Here is a 15,874-nt window from a genome sequence, read left to right on the forward strand (position 1 = left end):
CGTGACGGCCGAGACCATGAGTCCCGTCCCGCCCGAGCTTGCGCACGCTCCGGCAGCAAAGGTCGCGCGGGTCCTGCGAGAACTGTGGAAGGTCGACGACGACGCTGTCCTGCCCGTCCTCGCCTTGCGCGGGCCGGCCTTCGCCGAGCAGCTCGTCCGCGAGCTGGCGCGGAACGGCAACCGCTTCGGTCCCGGCGACCCGACCCGGCACTCGGCTCTCACGCTGCGGCTCCTCGCGACGCTCGACGCGCCGCTCGTCGACCATGCGCCCCACGTCGAGGACTGGGCGCTCCACACCCGGTCCGTCCTCGAGCGGCTCGCGGACCCCGGGGCGGAGACGGAGCCGTGGACGGCTCTCGACAGCTCCCTCGAGCCGTCGGCCGTGCTCAGGCACGTGCCCGCGCACGTCCGCGCGGCAGCCGAGCACGGTATCCCCGCGACGGCAGGGATCGCGCACATCGTCCCGGAGCTCCTCGCACGCGGGGAGCTCGATCGCGACGACACGGTCGAGGTCGCGCTCATGGCGCTCGACACCGTGGGTCGGCCGTCGGACCGTGCGGCGTGGACGACGCTCCTGCGCGAGAACCTCGCCATCAGCGACGACGAGGTGCGCGCGGCCGGCGACCGTCTCGTGCCTGTCCTCGGGCACGGCGAGACGCCCCTCGTCGAGGCGTTCGCGCCCGCACTTCTCGCGTCGACGGACGACGCGCTCGTCGGCGACGTCCTCGCGACGACCCTGCACGTGCGGGCCGCGAAGACCCGACGTGTGGTGCTCGCCGCGGCGCTCGAGCGCCCCGCGCCGTCGGACCCGGAGGTTCTGGCCCTTGTGGCGGCCCTCGTGGCCCCGCACCTCACGTCGAAGGACCGGGGCGTGCAGAAGGCCGCGAGCGCGCTCGTCGAGCGGTGGCGACTCAAGGTCACGACCGAGGACGAACCCGCGCCGCAGCCCGTCGTCGGCCGGTGGAACGCCACCCCACCTGCGTGGACCCTTCCCCGGTTCGAGCCCGTGGAGCCGACAGCGCGCGCGCTCGAGGCGCTCGTCGCCGAGGTCGCCCAGGGTGCCGAGCGCACAGTCGACATCGTCTGGGAGCAGCTGCTCGATGCGAAGAACGCCGTCGCGGCGGCAGACCGTGAGGGTGCCCGCTCGGCCCTGGCGGGCGTCCCCCATGGTTCGGGCGAGTCGTTCCGCATGGTCGCGGTGCACGTCGAGACGTGGCTCACGGGTCGCCGCCCCCTCGAGCACGAGCTCGACCGGAGCTTCCACGCGAGCGACCTGGTGCAGGCCCGCGACGCGCACGTCGTCCACCGGCTCGGTGAGCTGCCGTGCCTCCTGTCGACGCCGAGCCACGTCGACCTCAGCATCGTCGCGTCCGACCTCGTCGAGCGGCTCGACGCCTACGGTCGCGCCGGGGTGGGCGCGTCCGAGGGTGACCTCCAGCTCGCGCTCGCACGCCTCGACCTCACGTCCGTCAACAGCTCCGTGCGTGAGCGTCTCGCCGGCCTCTCCGCCCACAGCATCCGTCTCCTCGACGAGCGCGGGGTCCCGTGCGCACGCGACGCCGTCGCGGTCGCGCTCGGCTACCTCGACGACCCCTACGTCCTGCGCGACGCGTCCGCCGACACCGCGCGCAGCAGCCGGCCGTCGGAGCAGGACGTGACGATCCCCGCCTCGCTGTCCGACCTGCCCCAGCGCGCGCACGCCCGCTGGCCGGTGCCCGACGTCACGGCCTTCCCGACCTGGACCCAGATGCCGGTCGACCGTGTCGTCCCGGCGGAGACGCCAGGCTCGGGGCTCGCACTGGCCCAGGCCGCGCGGCGCCGTGCACCGCTGCCCCGCGCTGTCGCGACGGCCCTCCTCGTCGAGCCGTCGACGCTGTTGCCCGTCGCCGTGACGGACGGCACCAGGGCCGTGCGCGACGCGTGGTCGCGTGGCCTGCTCACGCCGGGCGCGGCCGACTCGTCCCTTCCGTGGCGGGGCACGTCGCCCACGCGCGTCGCGGCGCTCGCCGCGTCGCTCCTCGCTGCGGCCGACGACGGCGCGGCAGCCGCCGTCTGGCCCTTCGCCGACGACCTGCTCGCACGTTTCGCCGCGCTGCCCCGCATCCCGGTCGGCACGGCCGAGCTCGTCGGGACGCTCACGGCTCTCGTGCCGGACGCCCTCGATGCGGTGGGCCGCGGGATCGCGCCGGCCCAGGTTCTCGAGGTTCCCGGCCTGCGCGCGATCGCCGATCGCACGGGCTCGTCGCAGGCCGTCACGGCGGCGCGCGCCGCCGTGACCCTGCTCTCCACCGTCGCCGACGGCACGAGCACCTCGTCAGCGAACGCCACGTCAGCGAGCCAAGGCGCCACGAGCATCGGCCCCACGCGGGCCCGTTCCGCAGGCGCCGCACGCGCGGGCCGTTCCGCGCCCGCGCTCCCCGCGCCCGCCGATCTGCTCGACGACGACGCGTTCGCCCGCGCGTGGCCGCCGGACCTCGGCACCTCGCCGGAGATCGACGACGGCGCGACCCTTGGCGCGGCAGTCGTCGCTGTCGGCACCCATCACCTGTGCTCGCTCGACCTCACGTTCGCCCATCTCGGGACGTTCCGCGTGTCGAAGTACTGGTTCTACGACCTCGAGGTCGAGGGCCAGTGCGAGGCCGAGCCGTGGGCCGACAGCGCCCCGCCACCGGTGTCGCGCCGCCGCACGACGCAGTGGCTCTTCTGGGACGCGACGGCCGGCACTGTCGCCGTCTCCCCCGTCCGCAACCGGCTCGGAGGCAACGAGGAGCCGCTCGGTGGGGCAGCGCGCACACCGCTCACGGTGTCGATGGTCGCCGTGCTCCTCGCCTCGGCATGCTCCGAGCCCGCAGCCCCGTACTACCTCGCGTCCGCGCTGCGCGGCGGGGACGTGGGGGCGTCGGCCGTGCGCACCGCCGTGCAGCGTCTCCTGCCTCTCGAGGACGTCAACCCGGGGCTGCTGCTCCGCATCCTCGCCCACGAGCCCGAGCTGCTCCCCGTCCTGTGGCCGCTGCTCACGGAGGCCGTCCAGCACGCTGCGACGTGTCCGTCGCCGTCGCGTTGGCTGCCCCGCGTGCTCGACGCCGCGACGATCCACGCGCCCGCGCTCCGCACGGCGGCACACCGGGGTCTCCTCCCACCCGATGCCGCCGCGTGGCCCGGGCTCCTCGACCTCGCGGACCGCAAGGGCTCGATGGTCGCGTTCCGCAAGTCCGCCGCGCTCGCCTCGCTCCTCGACCTCACCACGCAGGATGGTGCGGCATGAGCGCGCGTGCCTTCGTCGACGCGTCGCGGCTCGACGACGCGGGGCTCGCCCTCGCGCTCGCGCCGGCCCTCACGCCCGAAGGTCTCGTCGAGGCACCGAGCTTCTTCCACGGCTTCGCCGCGCAGCCGCTCGTCCTCGCGCGTGGGCTGGTGGCGCTCGCCGACATCACGTCGACGCGCTACTACAAGCACGTCCCCGAGTCGATGCGCGACCCCGTGCTCACGGCCCACGGCGACCGGCTGCGCGCCGAGTGCTTCTCCGCGTGCGCCTCGGTGCACGCGCGCCTCGACCTGCTGCCGGAGTCGTTCGACTCGGGAGAAATGCGCCACGGCACGACGAACGTCGACATCGGTCCGCAGATGCGCACCGCGCTCACACAGGTGGGACGTGCCGAGCTGCTGCACCTCGACATCGGTCGCGAGGGACTGGCCGTCGCGACGCCCGGGGGCACGACGCACGAGCGGCCCGTCGTCATGCCCGACCGCTGGGTCCGCGGCTTCGGCAACGCCGCCGAGATCCATCACGGGCTGCCGCGTGCCTTCGAGGTCGGGGCTGCACATGCCCGGGCGTTCGTCGCGGGCCTCCCCCCTGCGACCGGCGTCGACCGGACCGGGTGGCTCGTCGCCGACCGCACGGGGCTGCGCCTGTCGCCCCGACGCGTCGCGGGCGGCGTCCACGTCGCGGGCCTCCACCGCCTCTCGGCGTTCAAGCGTCTCCTCACGCACGTCACGGGGCTCGTCGTGCACGGCACCGACGAGCAGGGCCCGTCGGTCGTCACGCTGCTGCTGCCCGGGGCGCGGTTCGCCCTCGGGCTCACGGACGTGCCGTGGCGCGGTTTCTCGGGCGAGGGCTCGCTGCTCGAGCACCTCGCGGGTGGCAGCGCCCTCGAGGACGCCGAGCTGCTCGCGGCGCTCCTCGCGTTCGAGCCGGTTCTCGACGAGGGCCGCCTCGCCCGCGACTCCGCGCTGAGAGCCGCGCGTGTGCGCGACGGCCTCGGAGTGCTCGCGGCCTCGGGACGCATCGGTCGCGACGTCGTCGACGACGCGTGGTTCCACCGCGAGCTCCCGCACGACCCGGCGCGCGTCACGAAGGACGCGACCCGACTCACCCGCGCACGCCGGCTCCTTGCCGAGGGCGCGGTCGAGTCGCTCGCCGACTCGTGGCGCGTGAGGACGGGCGACGGCCCCGGCTACACGGTGCGCGACGTCGGTCGGGACGCGACGTGCACGTGCCCCTGGTACCTGCGCCACGGCACGGGCCGCGGCCCGTGCGCGCACATCCTCGCGGTGCAGCTGCTCGTCGAGGCCGGCTGACGCAGCCGTCGTCAGGACCGTCGGGTCGGCCCGGCCAGCAGCGCGAGCACAGTCCACGCCTGCCTGGACCTGCAAGAACCCTGCCCCACGTCTTGACGTCGGGCGCGTACGCCGCAAGACTTCACCCCACATGGGAGCGCTCTCACGCACCCTGCGCCCCGCGTCCCTCGCACAGCGTCGTCATGGAGGACACCACGGTGGACACCGTCGTCACCGCCCCGCCCACCGCCGTCCGGCGACCCCTCACGGCATTCCTCGCCCTGGCGCTCGCCGTCTCCCTCACCGCATGCGACCGCTCCTCCTCCACGCCACCGCCCACCGTCCCCCCGACCGCGCAGACCTCCACGCCGGCGGACACCGGCACCGAGCTCCTCCCTGCCACCTCGTTCGCCGACGGACTCGGACCGTGGACCCTCTACGGGACCGACGCCGCACCCCGCACCGCCGACGGCGCGACGTGCGTCGACCTGCCCGGCGGCGCCACGAACCCGTGGGACGTCGGCCTCACCTACAACGGCCTCGGCATCGACGCGTCGGCCGCCTACCATCTCGCACTCGCCGCGAGCGCCGCTCCCGCGGCGACCGTGCGCGTCGTCGTCGGCGAGGCCACCGGCGCCTACCGCACCGCAACCGAGCTCTTCGCGCCGCTCACCCCGACGGCGCAGCGGACCGAGCACGACTTCACCGCCGCGATCGCGCTCTCCGCGACCGACGGCGACGTCGGCCAGGTCGCGATCCAGCTGGGCAACGCCGCTCCCTTCACCTTCTGCATCTCGGAGGCCTCCGTGACCACCCGCGACTCCCTGCCCACGGCCGCGTCCGACGCACCCGCCGTCCGCGTCAACCAGGTCGGCTACCTCACGCACGCTGCGAAGGTCGCGACGGTCGTCACCGACGCCACCGCGCCCCTGCCGTGGACGCTCGACCTCGACGGCACGACCGTCGCGCGCGGCACCACCGAGCCGCGCGGGACGGACCCCTCGGCCGGCGTCGCCGTCCACACCGTCGACCTCTCCAAGGTCACGACGCCGGGCACCGGCTACACGCTCGCCGTCGACGGTGCGACGAGCGACCCGTTCGCGATCGGCGACGACCTCTACCGGGCGATGCGTGTCGACGCCCTCAGCTTCTTCTACCCGCAGCGCTCGGGCGTCGCGATCGACGGCGACGTCGCCGGGGCGGCCTACGCACGGCCCGCGGGCCACACGGACGTCGACCCGAACGCGGGCGACGGCGCCGTCGCATGCCTGCCCGCGGGCGCTCTCACGGTCGACGGGAAGGACCTCTACGACGGCTGGACGTGCGAGGGGACGATCGACGTCGCGGGCGGCTGGTACGACGCGGGCGACCACGGCAAGTACGTCGTCAACGGCGGCATCTCCGTCGGGCAGGTCATGAGCACCTACGAGCGGGCGCTCCACGCCGCCACGGGCGACGCGGATGCGCTCGGCGACGGGACGCTGCGCGTCCCCGGCCACGGCGACGGCATCCCGGACGTCCTCTCCGAGGCGCGATGGGAGCTCGAGTGGATGCTGAAGATGCAGGTCCCGGCGGGGAAGGACCTTGCCGGCATGGTCCACCACAAGGTGCACGACGACAGCTGGACGGGCATCCCGCTGCTCCCGTCCGACGACGACCGCACCCGCTACGTCCACCGTCCCTCGACGGCGGCCACGCTCAACCTCGCCGCGGTGGCTGCCCAGGGGTCTCGTCTCTTCGCACCGTTCGACGACGCCTTCGCGACACGCCTGCTCGACGCCGCGCGGACCGCCTGGGCGGCAGCTGCCGCCCACCCTGACCTCTTCGCGCCGAACACGAACCTCCACCCCTCCCCCGGCGGCGGCCCCTACGACGACACCGAGCTCGACGACGAGCGCTACTGGGCGGCCGTGGAGCTCTTCCTCACGACGGGCGACGACGCGTTCGCCGCGGCCCTCCGCTCGAACCCGTACCATGTCGGCGGCACGGCCGAGCCCTTCGGAGCTGCCGCCTTCGACTGGGGCCACGTCGCGGCGTACGCCCGCACCCAGCTCGCGACGGTGCCGAACGACCTGCCCGACCTCGCCGAGGTCCGCCGCTCGGTCGTCGACGCCGCCGAGGCGACCCTCGCCCGGCAGACGACGCAGCCGTTCGGCACCGCGTACGTCCCGGACGGCGGCCGCTACGACTGGGGCTCGAACGGTCTGCTGCTCAACAACCTTGCCGTCCTCGCCGCGGCGTACGACCTCGGCGGCGAGGACCGCTTCCGCCAGGGCGTCCTCACCGGGCTCGACCACCTCCTCGGCCGCAACGCGATGGGCCTGTCCTACGTCACGGGCTACGGGACGCGGTACGCGCAGAATCAGCACTCGCGCTGGTACGCGGCGCAGGCCGACGCCACCCTTCCGCACCCGCCGGCCGGAACCGTCTCGGGCGGCCCGAACTCCGACGTGCCCGACCCCGTCTCGTCCTCCCTCGCCGGGTGCGCGCCGCAGCTCTGCTACGTCGACGACATCGGCGCGTGGGGCGTCAACGAGCTGACGATCAACTGGAACTCGGCGCTCGCGTACGTCGTGTCGTTCGCGGCCGACCAGGCCGGAGCAGGGCCGGCCTGACCCGCCGCGCGCGGCCTGGACCGCGTGTCAGCCGTCCCGGCGCGGCTCGAACAGCTGCACGAGGTTGCCGCACGTGTCGTCGAAGACCGCGAGCAGGCCCGAGCCGATGTCGACGGGATCCTGCGTGAAGACGACGCCCGCGGCTCGGAGCCGCTCGTGCTCGGACGCCAGGTCGGCGACCTCGAGCTGCGCGAGCGGGATGCCGTCGGCCCGCAGCGCTGCCCGGTAGGGGCCGACGGCGGGGTGGCCCGACGGCTCGAGCAGCAGCTCGGTCCCCTCGGGGTCGTCCCGGGAGACGACCGTGAGCCACAGGTCGTCGCCGACCGGGACCTCGTTCTTCACGACGAGGCCGAGGACCTCGGTGTAGAACGCGCGTGCCGCGCGCTGGTCGTCGACGAAGATGCTTGCGAGCGCGATGCGCATGGGAACCCTCCCGTTCCAGCGGACGGCCGCCGGCGGACGGCCTCAGGTCACGGTACCGTCGCCGACGGTCGCTCGGACCGCGAACGCAGGCGGCGCAGGCGGCGCGGCACGACCCGACCACCCGTCGGCGAGCCCTTCATCGTCACGTGCTCGGGCACGACGCGCACCCTGCAGGTCGAGCGGACGCCCGCCCGCACCGGCCAGCGGGCCGTTCTCGTGCGGAACGACGAAGGCCGGGACCATGAGGTCCCGGCCTTCGTTCTCGGGTGGAGCTGAGGGGATTCGAACCCCTGACCCCCTGCATGCCATGCAGGTGCGCTACCAGCTGCGCCACAGCCCCGTGAGGGCGACGCCCTCGCGTGACCCACCGTGGTGGGCCTCGGTAAGTCTACGCAGAGGGCTGCCGAGAAATCCAATCGGGCCCGGCTGCCCAGTGCTCACGTGCGAACGGTGCCCCAGCGTCGTAGCGTGCGAGCCGCCACGGCGGCGCCGCGTCCGGTCCCCCGGCCCGCAGCTCGGCCCAATGGACGTTCGCGAGCCCGACGAGGCCGCGCCACGCGTCGACGTCGAGGCCCAGCAGCGCGGTCGTCCCGGTCGAGATCGCGGCGCCGTGCGAGACGACGCACAGGACCTCGTCCCGTGAGAGCCCTGCAGCGTGCTCCTCGACGGCCGCGGCAAAGCGCTCGGCGACGGCTGCACGCGGCTCGGCGCCGTCGACGGGCTCGCCGCCGTGACGCCAGGACGCGTACTCGTCGGGCCAGCCCTCACGCATCTCGGCGGCGGTGAGCCCCTCCCAGGGGCCGAAGCCGCGCTCACGCAGGCGCGCGTCGAGCGTCACGGGCAGGCCCGTGACCTCACCGAGGGCGTACGCGGTGTCCGCGGCACGGACGAGGTCGGACGCGACGATCCGCGTGACGCGGTGCGACGCGGTGAGCGCCGAGGCGCCCTCGCGCGCCTGCCAGCGCCCGACGTCGTCGAGCGGGATGTCGACCTGCCCCTGCAGCCGGCCGGAGGCGTTGTACGCCGTCCGGCCGTGCCGCAGCAGCAGGAGCGTCCCGGCTCTCATGCCTGCGGGGCGTCCTGGGCGTCGTCGGCCGGCGCGCCGTGGAGGTCGGCCGGAAGCTCGACGACGGGGCAGTCCTTCCAGAGGCGCTCGAGCGCGTAGTAGACGCGGTCCTCGGCGTGCTGCACGTGCGCGACGACCTCGCCGAAGTCGAGGAGGATCCAGCGGGCCTCGGTGCGGCCCTCGCGGCGGACGAGCTTCGAGCCGGCCTTGTGCATGGCCTCCTCGATCGCGTCGCTGATCGCGGTGACCTGGCGCTCGTTGCTCGCGGAGGCGATGAGGAAGACGTCGGTGAGCACGAGCTGCTCCGAGACGTCGAGGGCGATGATCTCTTCGGCCTTGCGGTCTGCGGCCGCGCGGGCGGCGACGACGGCAAGGTCCAGGGCGCGCTGGGTGGCGGGCACGGTTCTCCTAGCGGGAGCGGTGGGTTGACACCCCAGTATGACGGTCAGAGGCCCCCGGGGGCGCGTGCGTCGACCGTGACGGTCGCGACGTCCGCGCTCGCCTCCGCCGCGCCGTCGGGCGAGCGCGCTTCGAGGAGGAGCCAGACGAGGACGCCGAGCAGGAGCCCGACGGCGACAAGGATGATGATCTGCGGCCACGACAGGCCGAGAACTGCGTCCTGCTCGCGCACAGGTACGTCGTCCGCGGGTACGTCGTCGACGCCCTCTGCGGACGGGTCCGCGAGCACCTGGCCCCAGGCGGGGACGAGAGGTGCGGCCTCCCCTGCCGCGTCGGTGGCGCCCGGGGCGAACGACGGCGCACCGACCTGCCCGAACCCGCCGGCCTGGGCCGAGGACCCGGCCGGCGCGGACTGCGGCGCGAACCCCGGCGCAGACGAGGATGCGGGCGTGCCCGCCCCGGTGACGGGACCCCACGGCGTCATGCGCCCTGCGGAGGCGTCCGCGCCGGAGTCGCTCGCGCCGGAGGCAGCGCCCTGCGGCGCCGCGCCGGCGAAGGCCCCCTGCTGCGCGACGGCGGTCGGGGCGAACGGACCGCGTGCACCTGCGGCAGGACGTGCGGCCTCGTCGAAGGGCGCCCAGGCGCTCGGCGCCGAGGGCGCGCTCGCGAGCGACGTGCGCTGCGTCTGGATGGGGGCCGCTGCCTGGGGAGTGACCCCGCCTGACGGGTTGACGGGTGACTGCGACCCGGCCGAGGCCTGGGCGACGGCGTCGCGCACGCCCATGCGCGCAGGCGCGGACGACGCGCGCGGGTCGCCCGCAGGCGCTCCCGCAGGCGCGACGGTCCGTGGCGCGCCGGCGTACGCCGTCGGGACGGCACCGGTCCGGCCCGTCTGGTCGACGGGGACGACGGGCGTGATGCGCCCCGTGTGGTCGACGGTCCGCATGGCGCCCGTGACGGCCGGCGGGACGACGGTCGGTGCGGGGCGCGAGCGCGGCGACGGCTCGAGATCAGGGACGTGGAGGGTGGCGCGACGCGAGGGGCCCGTCGGAGCCTGCTGGACGGCGGGGACCGGGGCTCGCTGCGGGAGAGTGGCACCGGCCGCCGGCTGTCGCGTGACCGGTGCGGGACGAGCCTGGCCGGGCTGCGCGGGCGCGGACCACGACGGCCCTGCGGGTGACTGCGGCCGGGCCGTCGTCGCCTGAGCAGCCGGGGCCTCGGCGGCCGGCCTGGCGGGCACACGCCCCTGCGGCGTCGCGGGCGGGGCCGGGCGAGGCTCCGCGGGCCGGGGTGCGGACGCCTGGGGTGCCGCGGCCCGGGAGGCGGGTGCGTGGACGGATCGACGCTGCGCCGGAGGAGCCTGCGGCGCGGCTGCCCGCCCCGCGGGAGCCTGAGCGGCCGGCGCCTGCGGAGCAGAAGGCTGCACCCGCGCAGCAGGAGGCTGCGCCTGGGCACGCAGGGCGCGTTCCCGCGCGTCGGCCTGCTCGGTGCGACTGCGCTCCTCGCGCTCGGCGATCTCACGCATCTGGCGACGGGTGAGGGGCGCTCCGGCGGACATGGGCTGCTCCGGGGTCGTCATGGCTGGTCCACGTAGAGGTGGTGCTTCTGGATGTACTGGACGACGCCGTCGGGCACGAGGTACCAGACGGGGCGTCCTGCGCGGGCGCGTTCGCGACAGTCGGTCGAGGAGATCGCGAGCGCGGGGATCTCGACCGCGGTGACGCGCGACGCGTCGAGCTCACCGAGGTCGAGGACGTGCCCGGGCCGCGTCACGGCGACGAAGTGCGCCAGGTCGAAGAGCTCGGCGGAGTCCTTCCACCCCGTGATCTGCGCGATCGCGTCGGCGCCCGTGATGAAGAAGAGGTCGGCGTCGGGCCGTTGCGCACGCAGGTCGCGCAACGTGTCGATCGTGTACGTGAGCCCTGGCCGGTCGATGTCGACACGGCTCACGGTGAAACGCGGGTTCGAGGCGGTCGCGACGACCGTCATGAGGTAGCGGTCCTCAGCCTCGGTCACCTGGTCGTCCTGCTTGAACGTCGGGCGTCCCGTCGGGACGAAGACGACCTCGTCGAGCTCGAACCGCGCGGCAACCTCGCTCGCGGCGACGAGGTGCCCGTGGTGCACCGGGTCGAAGGTGCCACCCATGACCCCGAGCCGGAACCGCCTGGCCGTCATCCTCTCAGAACCCCTTCGCAGCCTGACCTCGGGTCAGTGGCGCGTGCCCGAGCTCTTGAAGGCGAAGGTCACGAGCAGGAGCGCGAGGAGCGCGCCGAGCGTGAGCAGTCCGTACGCGATCGGCGGGATCGGCAGCTCGGTGACGACGGTGGACTCCGAGGCACGGAGCACGGACGCGATCATGGAAGGACCTCCTGGTCGGATGCTGTCGTCGGGCGCCCCTGCGCGGAGCCGCCACGAATGCCCCAGTCTCTCATGGCGAAGGTGCCGGGAGAACCCGTTCCGGGCGTGTCGGGCGCCCTGTCCCCAGGACCTCCACGCCACGCTCAGGTTCCTCTCAGGGACGCGTCTGGCCCTCGCCCTCGACGACCCACTTCGTCGTCGTGAGCTCGGCAAGACCCATGGGGCCGCGCGCGTGGAGCTTCTGGGTCGAGATGCCGATCTCGGCCCCCAGGCCGAACTGCCCACCGTCCGTGAAGCGCGTCGACGCGTTGACGTTGACGACCGCCGAGTCGACCTCGGCGACGAACCGCTCGGAACTGCGCAGGTCGTTCGTGAGGATGGCCTCGGTGTGGCCGCTCGACCACGTCTGCACGTGCTCGATCGCGGCATCGAGGTCCGGCACGACGCGCACGGCGAGCTCGGGCGCGAGGTACTCGGTCGCCCAGTCCTCGTCGGTCGCCGGGGCGACCTCGACGCCCGCCGGGGCGAGCGCGCGCGTCGCGTCGTCGCCGTGCAGGACGCAGCCGGCCGACGCGAGAGCGTCGAGCGCACGCGGCAGGAACGCCTGCGCCGCGGCCTCGTGGACGAGCAGCGTCTCGACGGCGTTGCACACCCCGACGCGCTGCAGCTTGGCGTTGAGGAGGATCGCGAGCGCGTCGTCGAGGTCGGCGGAGGCGTCGACGACGAGGTGGCAGTTGCCGACGCCCGTCTCGATGACCGGCACGACGGACTCCGCGACGACCGTGCGGATGAGGTCCGCGCCACCGCGCGGCACGAGCACGTCGACGAGCCCGCGCGCTCGCATGAGCGCGACGCCGCCAGGACGGCCGTACCTGTCGATCGACTGGACGAGGTCGCGCGGCAGGCCCGCGCTCTCGAGGGCGCGCGCCAGGACGTCGACGATGACCTCGTTCGACGAGGCCGCTGCCGAGCCGCCGCGCAGGATGACGGCGTTGCCGCTCTTGAGCGCGAGGCCCGCTGCATCGACAGTGACGTTGGGGCGTGCCTCGTAGATCATGCCGACGACGCCCATGGGCACGCGCAGCTGGCGCAGACGCAGCCCGTTGGGGAGCGTCCAGCCGCGGACGAGCTCGCCGACGGGGTCGGGCAGCGCGGCGAGCTCCCGCAGGGCGTCGGCGATCGCGGCGATGCGCGCGGGGTCGAGCGCGAGGCGATCGAGCAGACCCGGCTCCATGCCGTTCGCACGGCCGCGGTCGAGGTCGAGGGCGTTCGCCGCGACAATCTCGTCGGCCGCCTCGACGAGCGCGTCGGCCATCGTGTGGAGGGCCGCGTCCTTGACAGCGCGCGTCGCTGTCGCGAGCGCGCGCGAGGCCACCTTGGCGCGGCGCGCGATGTCCTGGACGGCGGTCGTCACGTCATCGGCGAGGGGGGCCTGCGTCTCGGTCGTCATGCGGCCCGAGGGTAGTCCTCGAGGCTCCGCGTGGCACCACCGGTCCGGGGTGCGGACGCTGCGCCGGACCGCGGACGGACGACCTGTCAGCCCGCGTGCGCGGGCCGGCGCTTGACGAGCACGAGGTCGTCACGGTGCACGACCGTGCGGTCGTAGCCCTCGCCGAACTTCTCCTTGAGCTCCGTGGTCGTTCGTCCGAGCAGCGCCGGCAGCTCGCCCGCGTCGAAGCTCACGACACCGCGCGCGAGCACGCTCCCGTCGGCCCCGACGAGGTCGACGACCTCCCCCGCGGAGAACTCCCCCTCGACGGCCGTGATGCCCGCCGCGAGGAGCGACGCCTTGCCACCGAGGACGGCCCGCACGGCACCGTCGTCGAGGACGAGCCGGCCGTGCGCGCGCGCCGCGTGCGCGAGCCACAGGCTGCGCGCGGTGCCCCGCTCGCCGAAGGCCGAGAACCACGTGCCCGTGTCCTCGCCCGTGAGGGCACCGTGCACGTTCGCGGCGCTCGTGAGGACGACGGGGATGCCCGCGCTCGTCGCGGTGCGCACCGAGTCGAGCTTCGTGAGCATGCCGCCCGTGCCGACCGCGCTCCCCCGGCCCGTCACCTCGATGCCTGCGAGGTCCTCCGCGGAGCGCACCTCCGAGATGCGCCGCGCGCCGGGGCGCGACGGGGGTGCGTCGTAGAGTCCGTCGACGTCCGTGAGGAGGATCATCGCGTCCGCGCGCACGAGGTGGGAGACGAGGGCTGCGAGGCGGTCGTTGTCGCCGAAACGCAGCTCGTCGGTCGTCACCGCGTCGTTCTCGTTGATGATCGGCACGACGCCGAGGTCGAGCAGCCGCTCGAGCGCGCGCTGCGCGTTGCGGTAGCGCGCGCGGCGGATCGTGTCGTCCGCCGTGAGCAGCAGCTGGCCGACGCGCAGGCCGTGCGACGCGAACGCCTCCGTGTACCGCGCGACGAGCAGCCCCTGCCCGACGGACGCGGCCGCCTGCGCGGTCGCGACGTCCTTGGGCCGGGCCGTGAGCCCGAGCGGGGCGAGCCCCGCCGCGACGGCTCCCGACGTGATGAGGACGACCTCGACACCCGCCCTGCGCCGGCGCGCGACGACCTCGACGAGCTGCTGGAGCGCGTCGACCGAGAGGTGCCCGTCCGCGCGCGTGAGCGAGGACGAGCCGATCTTCACGACGACACGGCGCGCCGCGGCGATCGCGGCGCGACCCTCGGCGGCGGAGACGGGCTGGTTCACGCCCACATCATCCCCCGCCCGCGCCCCTGCTGCCTGCACGTCCACGGTGCGGCGCGACCCCGCCCGGCTCGTGCCGGACGGGGTCGCAGTGTCGTGCAGGTGTCGCTCAGACCTCGGTCGAGTCGTCGTCGGCCGTCCAGTGCCCGGCCTCGCGCTCGGTCCACAGCTCCGCCCGGGCCTCGGCCTTCGCGTCCATACGGTCCTTGTACACCTCGCGCTTCTGCGCACGTGTCGGACGCTCGCCGCCCTCGAGGCGCAGGTCCGTGCCACGGGGGCCCGTGAGGAGCTCGGCGCCCGCCATGAGCGTCGGCTCCCAGTCGAAGACGACGGCGCGGTCGCCCTCGCCGATGACGACCTCGGCACCCGCGACGGCGCCCGCCCGGAAGAGCTTCGCCTCGACGCCGAGCTTGGCGAGCCGGTCCGCGAGGAAGCCGACGGCCTCGTCGTTCGTGAAGTCCGTCTGGCGCACCCAACGCTCGGGCTTGGCTCCGCGGATCTGGAAGTACTCGGTCTCGCCCCCGCCGTGACGGGTCACGGTGAAGCCGTCGTCGTCGACAGCCTTGGGCCGCAGGACGATGCGCGTGGGCTCGGCCGCGGGCTCGGCCGCACGGGCCGCCGTGACGAGCTCGCCGAGGGCGAACGTCAGCGGGCGCAGGCCCTCGTGGCTCGCGGTCGAGATCTCGAGGACCTTGAGTCCGCGGGCCTCGAGGTCGGCCTTGACGAAGTCCGCCAGCTCGCGGGCCTCGGGCACGTCGATCTTGTTGAGGACGACGATCCGCGGGCGCTCGTTGAGCGGCAGCCGGTTCCCGTCGATGCCCAGGTCGCCCGCGTAGGCCTCGAGCTCCGCCTCGATCGTCTCGAGGTCCGTGATGGGGTCGCGCCCCGGTTCGAGCGTCGCGCAGTCGAGCACGTGGACGAGCACGGCGCACCGCTCGACGTGGCGGAGGAACTCCAGGCCGAGGCCCTTGCCCTCGCTCGCGCCCGGGATGAGTCCGGGGACGTCGGCGACCGTGTAGCGGACCTCGCCCGCCTGGACGACGCCGAGGTTCGGCACGAGCGTCGTGAACGGGTAGTCGGCGATCTTCGGGCGCGCCGCAGAGATCGCGGCGACGAGCGAGGACTTGCCGGCGCTCGGGAAGCCGACGAGCGCGACGTCCGCGATGGACTTGAGCTCGAGGACGACGGTGGCGTCGTCACCGGGCTCGCCGAGCAGCGCGAAGCCGGGGGCCTTGCGCTTCGCGGACGCGAGCTTGAAGTTCCCGAGCCCACCCTTGCCGCCCTCGGCGATCGTGTACTCGGCGCCGGGTCCCACGAGGTCCGCGAGGACCTCGCCGTCGGGCGTCTTGACGACCGTGCCGTCGGGCACGCCGAGGACGAGGTCCTCGCCGTTGGCGCCCCACCGGTAGTCGCCCATGCCCATCGTGCCCTTGGGCGCGCGACGGTGCGGCGAGTGGTGGTACTCGAGGAGCGTCGTCACCTGCGGGTCGACGACGAGGCGCACGGAGCCGCCGTCGCCGCCGTTGCCGCCGTCGGGGCCCGCGAGGGGCTTGAACTTCTCGCGACGGATCGACGCGCAGCCGTTGCCGCCGTCACCCCCGAAGGCGTGCAGCACGACACGATCGACGAAGCTGGCCATGGGGAGTCCTTACGTCAGGGGCCGGTGAGGCCGTGGCGCTCGCGCGCCGGGGTCGGCGGGGTCGGAGACCCCGGCCGGGAACGCCGAGAGGGACGCACCGCACGGTGCGCCCCTCCCGGTCATGAG

At 74.4% G+C, this 15,874-nt stretch carries 12 protein-coding genes and 1 tRNA gene; 3 read left to right on the forward strand and 10 right to left on the reverse strand.

Annotated features, from left to right (window positions below; all coding sequences use genetic code 11):
* The first annotated feature begins 1 nt into the window (after position 1).
* The 3 genes from G7063_RS09720 to G7063_RS09730 all read left to right on the forward strand — a co-directional run bounded on the left by G7063_RS09720 (position 2) and on the right by G7063_RS09730 (position 7,172).
* On the forward strand, positions 2 to 3,265 hold the full coding sequence (locus G7063_RS09720; protein WP_166414222.1) for a DUF6493 family protein: 3,264 nt from the start codon (positions 2 to 4) through the stop codon (positions 3,263 to 3,265).
* Positions 3,262 to 4,578 (forward strand): SWIM zinc finger family protein, encoded by a 1,317-nt coding sequence (locus tag G7063_RS09725; protein WP_166414223.1) that lies wholly within the window; start codon positions 3,262 to 3,264, stop codon positions 4,576 to 4,578. The genes G7063_RS09720 and G7063_RS09725 overlap by 4 nt, the downstream gene beginning before the upstream one ends.
* 182 nt (positions 4,579 to 4,760) lie before the next feature.
* Positions 4,761 to 7,172: a glycoside hydrolase family 9 protein gene (locus G7063_RS09730; RefSeq protein ID WP_166414224.1), complete on the forward strand. Its 2,412-nt coding sequence runs from the start codon at positions 4,761 to 4,763 to the stop codon at positions 7,170 to 7,172.
* A gap of 27 nt (positions 7,173 to 7,199) precedes the next feature.
* On the opposite strand, the gene G7063_RS09735 is transcribed toward G7063_RS09730, so the two are convergent.
* The 10 genes from G7063_RS09735 to obgE form a co-directional block, all read right to left on the reverse strand.
* Positions 7,200 to 7,595 carry a VOC family protein gene (locus G7063_RS09735; protein WP_166414225.1) on the reverse strand — a complete coding sequence of 132 codons (396 nt, stop codon included), beginning with the start codon at positions 7,593 to 7,595 and terminating at the stop codon, positions 7,200 to 7,202.
* A gap of 267 nt (positions 7,596 to 7,862) precedes the next feature.
* Positions 7,863 to 7,935, reverse strand: a tRNA-Ala gene (locus tag G7063_RS09740).
* Between the two features lie 48 nt (positions 7,936 to 7,983).
* Positions 7,984 to 8,661, reverse strand: a complete 678-nt coding sequence (locus G7063_RS09745) for a histidine phosphatase family protein (protein ID WP_166414226.1) — start codon at positions 8,659 to 8,661, stop codon at positions 7,984 to 7,986.
* Positions 8,658 to 9,062: a ribosome silencing factor gene (rsfS, locus tag G7063_RS09750; protein ID WP_166414227.1), complete on the reverse strand. Its 405-nt coding sequence runs from the start codon at positions 9,060 to 9,062 to the stop codon at positions 8,658 to 8,660. The genes G7063_RS09745 and rsfS overlap by 4 nt, the downstream gene beginning before the upstream one ends.
* 44 nt (positions 9,063 to 9,106) lie before the next feature.
* Entirely contained in the window at positions 9,107 to 10,639 is a 1,533-nt protein-coding gene (locus G7063_RS09755) for a hypothetical protein (protein ID WP_166414228.1), read from the reverse strand.
* Positions 10,636 to 11,235, reverse strand: coding sequence for a nicotinate-nucleotide adenylyltransferase (gene nadD, locus G7063_RS09760; protein WP_166414229.1), 600 nt, complete (start codon positions 11,233 to 11,235; stop codon positions 10,636 to 10,638). Before nadD ends, G7063_RS09755 begins: the two co-directional genes overlap by 4 nt.
* 33 nt (positions 11,236 to 11,268) lie before the next feature.
* A complete protein-coding gene (locus tag G7063_RS09765) occupies positions 11,269 to 11,418 on the reverse strand; it encodes a hypothetical protein (protein ID WP_165375380.1) in 150 nt (49 codons plus the stop codon).
* Between the two features lie 154 nt (positions 11,419 to 11,572).
* Positions 11,573 to 12,868 (reverse strand): glutamate-5-semialdehyde dehydrogenase, encoded by a 1,296-nt coding sequence (locus G7063_RS09770; RefSeq protein ID WP_166414230.1) that lies wholly within the window; start codon positions 12,866 to 12,868, stop codon positions 11,573 to 11,575.
* Positions 12,869 to 12,954: 86 nt separating this feature from the next.
* Positions 12,955 to 14,112 carry a glutamate 5-kinase gene (proB, locus tag G7063_RS09775; protein WP_166414231.1) on the reverse strand — a complete coding sequence of 386 codons (1,158 nt, stop codon included), beginning with the start codon at positions 14,110 to 14,112 and terminating at the stop codon, positions 12,955 to 12,957.
* A gap of 106 nt (positions 14,113 to 14,218) precedes the next feature.
* The gene (gene obgE / locus G7063_RS09780) at positions 14,219 to 15,748 is read right to left on the reverse strand and encodes a GTPase ObgE (RefSeq protein ID WP_166414232.1); all 1,530 of its coding nucleotides are present in this window, start codon (positions 15,746 to 15,748) and stop codon (positions 14,219 to 14,221) included.
* Positions 15,749 to 15,874 lie beyond the last annotated feature (126 nt).

This window comes from Sanguibacter sp. HDW7, assembly GCF_011300875.1.
GTDB lineage: Bacteria > Actinomycetota > Actinomycetes > Actinomycetales > Cellulomonadaceae > Flavimobilis.